The sequence below is a fragment of the Lentzea sp. NPDC060358 genome (assembly GCF_042725365.1).
Taxonomy (GTDB): Bacteria; Actinomycetota; Actinomycetes; order Mycobacteriales; family Pseudonocardiaceae; genus Lentzea.
The window spans coordinates 1-3,351 of the sequence record NZ_JBHXCW010000422.1 but is presented as its reverse complement, the minus strand read 5'-3'; the positions used below and the strand labels follow the sequence as shown (position 1 = coordinate 3,351).

The 3,351-nt window shown below is 72.5% G+C and carries 3 protein-coding genes; all 3 read left to right on the top strand.

The features are described 5' to 3' along the window. Positions 1 to 52 precede the first annotated feature (52 nt). Positions 53 to 631: a TetR/AcrR family transcriptional regulator gene (locus tag ACFWGZ_RS40380; RefSeq protein WP_382456869.1), complete on the top strand. Its 579-nt coding sequence runs from the start codon at positions 53 to 55 to the stop codon at positions 629 to 631. An 11-nt stretch (positions 632 to 642) separates the two neighbouring features. Further along, a complete protein-coding gene (locus ACFWGZ_RS40375) occupies positions 643 to 2,883 on the top strand; it encodes a molybdopterin-dependent oxidoreductase (protein WP_382456868.1) in 2,241 nt (746 codons plus the stop codon). Positions 2,884 to 3,032: 149 nt separating this feature from the next. Continuing rightward, entirely contained in the window at positions 3,033 to 3,242 is a 210-nt protein-coding gene (locus tag ACFWGZ_RS40370; protein ID WP_382456867.1) for a DUF2795 domain-containing protein, read from the top strand. The last annotated feature ends 109 nt before the right edge of the window (positions 3,243 to 3,351 follow it).

Sequence of the window (3,351 nt, the reverse complement as noted above, 5' to 3'; positions counted from 1 at the left end):
GTTCCCGTGACACGGATTATGGTCTCTGCCATACTCCCGATCCGGGGGTGCGATGAGCGACCGGGCCAAGCGGGACACCAAGCAGCGGATGCTCGACAGCGCCGTCCTGCTGCTGCGCGAACGCGGCGCGGCCGGGGTCACGGTCGACGCCGTCCTCGCGCACAGCGGCGCGCCGCGCGGGTCGGTCTACCACCACTTCCCGGGCGGCCGGAGCGAGATGGTGCTCGGCGCGGTGCGGCAGGCGGGGGACCACATCGCCGCCGTGGTCAGCGAGTCGGCGGCCGAGGGCGACGTCGCGCTGATGGTGCAGCGGCTCGTCGCGTTCTGGAAACGCGCGCTCACCAAGACCGGCTTCCGGGCCGGCTGTCCCGTCGCGGCGATGGCCCTGGACGGCCGCGACCTCGTCCCCGAAGCCGGTGACGTGGTGCGCGAGATCTTCGCCCGGTGGCACGACAGCATCGCCGAAGCCTTGCGGGACAACGGGTTCGACGCGCCGCGAGCGGAGCGGCTGGCGACGGTGGTCGTGTCCGTGATCGAGGGTGCGATCATCCTCTGCCGTGCGCGCCGCGACCTGGCCCCGCTCGACGACGTGCTCGTCGAGATCGCGCCCCTCCTCCAGCGACGAGACTAGGAGCCCGGCCCATGTGGAAGCCCAGCGCCTGCATCCTCTGCGAGTGCAACTGCGGGATCGAGGTCCTCGTCGGCGACGACGGCCGGTCGTTCGACAAGATCCGCGGCAACCAGCTGCACCCCGCCTCCGCCGGGTACACCTGCAACAAGGCGCTGCGCCTCGGCCTGCACCAGAACGGCGACACCGGCCGCGTCACGCACCCGCTGCGCAGGCGGGCCGACGGCACGTTCGAGGAAATCGACTGGGACACCGCGATCAGCGAGATCGCCGCCCGCCTCGGCCACGTCCGCGACACCTTCGGCGGGGAGACGATCTTCTACTACGGCGGTGGCGGGCAGGGCAACCACCTCGGCGGCGCTTACTCCGCCGCGACCCTCGCCGCGTTCGGCGCCCGGTACCGCTCGTCCGCGCTCGCGCAGGAGAAGACCGGCGAGTTCTGGGTGAGCGCCCGGATGCTCGGGAACATGACCCGCGCCGACTTCGAGCACTGCGAGGTGGCGCTGTTCGTCGGCAAGAACCCGTACCAGTCGCACGGCTTCCCGCGGGCGCGGTCGGTGCTCAAGGACATCGCCAAGGACCCGGCCCGCTCGATGGTCGTCATCGACCCGGTCCGGACCGAGACGGCGGAGCTGGCCGACTTCCACCTCCAGGTGCGCCCCGGCACCGACCTCTACCTGCTGACCGCGCTGGCCGCGGTGCTCGTGCAGGAGGACCTGATCGCGACCGACTGGCTCGCCGAGCACGCGGACGGCCTCGACGCCGTCACCGCCGTGCTGCGGGAGGTGCCGGTCGGCGACCACTGCGCCGTCGCCGACGTGGACGAGGCCCTGGTGCGCGCGGTCGCGGCCCGGATCGCCGCCGCGGACTCCGTCGCCGTGTTCGAGGACCTCGGCGTCCAGATGAACCGCGACTCCACGCTCGTGAGCTACGTCGAGAAGCTCGTCTGGCTGCTCACCGGCCACTTCGGCAAGCGCGGCGCCCAGTACGTCCCGTCGAGCCTCGTGCCGATCGGCCGCGACCGCGGGCACGCGGGCGACGAGGGCCCGCGCAGCCCGGTGGCGGGCGCGCGGATCATCAGCGGACTCGTGCCGTCGAACGTGATCGCGGAGGAGATTCTCACCGATCACCCGGCCCGCTACCGGGCGATGCTGGTCGAGAGCGCGAACCCCGCGCACTCCCTGGCCGACTCGGCGAAGATGCGCGAGGCGCTCGCCGCGCTGGAGCTCGTGGTCGTCGTCGACATCGCGATGACCGAGACCGCCCGCCTCGCCGACTACGTGCTCCCGGCCCCGACGCAGTTCGAGAAGTTCGAGGCCACGTTCTTCAACTTCGACTTCCCGCGCAACGTCTTCCACCTGCGCCACCCGGTCGTGCGAGCCCCGCGGGGCGTGCTGCCGGAACCGGAGATCCACGCGAGGCTGGTCGAGGCCTCCGGCGCCCTGACCGAAGCCGACTACGCACCCCTGCGCGCGGCAGCGGCCACCGGCCGCGCCGCCTTCGCGCAGGCCTTCCTCGGCGCCCTCGCGGACCCGGCGAAGCGACGGCTGGCGCCCGTCCTGCTGTACCGCACCCTGGGCCCGACCCTGCCGCACGACGCCTCGGCCGCCGCGGTCCTGTGGATGGCCGCCCACGAGTGCGCCCGCAAGAACCCGGCGGGCGTGGAGAAGGCAGGCCACGGCACGGGTCTGGAAGCGGGAGAGCGCCTCTTCGACGCGATCGTGACCAGCCCCCACGGCCTGCACATCACCGACGACGAGTACGACGTGTCCTGGCAACGCCTGAAGGGCGGCCGGATCCACCTCGACGTACCGGAACTGCTCGCCGCCGTGGCCGCCCTGCGCGACCGCCCGGCCCCGCGCCAGGACCCGGACTGGCCGTTCGTCCTGTCCGCGGGCGAACGCCGGGCCTTCACCGCGAACACCATCATGCGCGACCCGGCCTGGCGCCGCCGAGACCAGGACGGCCGCCTGCGCATGAGCACCACCGACGCGGCACGCCTGGGCGTGACGTCCGGCGACCGCGTCAGGCTCACCACCCGCCGCGGCACCGCGGAGGTGTCCGTCGACACCACCGACACGATGCGCGCGGGCCACATCTCCCTGCCCAACGGCCTGGGCCTCACGGTCCGGGAACGCACGGGCGTGGCCCCCAACGAGCTGACCGCCGCCGAGGACCGCGACGAGTGGGCGGGCACGCCGTGGCACAAGCACGTCCCGGCGCGGCTGGAACGGCTCGGCCCCGAGGCGGGCTGAGCGCCTCCACAGTGGACTGCGGCAGGGAGGGACCGGGGGAGCCCCGACCGCACATCGATCCCCCGAAAAGGCGCCCAGCACCACATTCGCGTTAGACCCGGAATCTGCCGGGTAGTCGGTGGAACGAGAACCGACCCCCGAGGAGAGCGATGAGCGACACCACCACCGTCGACCGGCTGCGCGAGTTCCTGGCCGACGTGTCCTACCCGGCGGACAAGGGCCAGCTGGTGGACCACGCGTCCCGCAACAACGCCGACGAGGACACGGTGCACGCGCTGCACGCCGTCCCGGACGGCCTGTACGGGTCGTTCGACGAGGTGCTGGACGCCGCCGCGATCGACCAGAGCCGTGAGGTCTGAGGTTCGCGCCGCTCCCGTTGTGCAGACCTGCTCCACTGCCCATACGGTCGGGTGAGACGTGAAACCGCCACGAGATCGGCACCGGGGGACTCCGGTGGCGTTCTCGTCG